The sequence below is a fragment of the Pseudomonas sp. SH10-3B genome (assembly GCF_019891415.1).
GTDB lineage: Bacteria > Pseudomonadota > Gammaproteobacteria > Pseudomonadales > Pseudomonadaceae > Aquipseudomonas.
The window spans coordinates 1-539 of the sequence record NZ_JAFLXD010000132.1 but is presented as its reverse complement, the minus strand read 5'-3'; the positions used below and the strand labels follow the sequence as shown (position 1 = coordinate 539).

Sequence of the window (539 nt, the reverse complement as noted above, 5' to 3'; positions counted from 1 at the left end):
CCAGCGGCGCGAAAAACCTGATCATCGGCGGCATGAACGACAACACCGTATTGGGCGGCGTACGCGCCACCGAAAGCGCCGGCTTCAAGGCTGCCAACGTGATCGGCATCGGCATCAATGGCACCGACGCCATCGGCGAATTGAAGAAAGCCGACAGCGGCTTCTTCGGCTCGATGCTGCCGAGCCCGCACATCGAGGGCTACAACACCGCGCTGGCGATGTACGAGTGGGTCACCACCGGTAAAGAGCCTGCCAAGTACACCGCCATGGACGAAGTGACCCTGATCACCCGCGCCAACTTCCAGGAAGAACTGACCAAGATCGGGCTGTGGAAATGACTGCGGCGGCCCTGCGTTTTGACGCTATCGGCAAAACCTTTCCCGGGGTCAAGGCGCTGGACGGCATCAGCTTCACCGCCCAGCCGGGGCAGGTGCACGCCCTGATGGGCGAGAACGGTGCGGGCAAGTCGACGCTGCTGAAGATCCTCGGCGGCGCCTATATTCCCAGCAGCGGCACGGTGCAGATCGGCGCGCAGACCA

At 63.1% G+C, this 539-nt stretch carries 1 protein-coding gene and 1 pseudogene; both read left to right on the top strand.

What is annotated here, in order from left to right:
• Positions 1 to 338, top strand: a pseudogene (locus tag J1G35_RS30675) (arabinose ABC transporter substrate-binding protein); the annotation flags it as partial.
• Positions 335 to 539: ATP-binding cassette domain-containing protein (locus tag J1G35_RS30670; RefSeq protein ID WP_223016880.1), on the top strand; the 205-nt coding region annotated here is incomplete at its 3' end. The pseudogene J1G35_RS30675 and the gene J1G35_RS30670, both read left to right, overlap by 4 nt.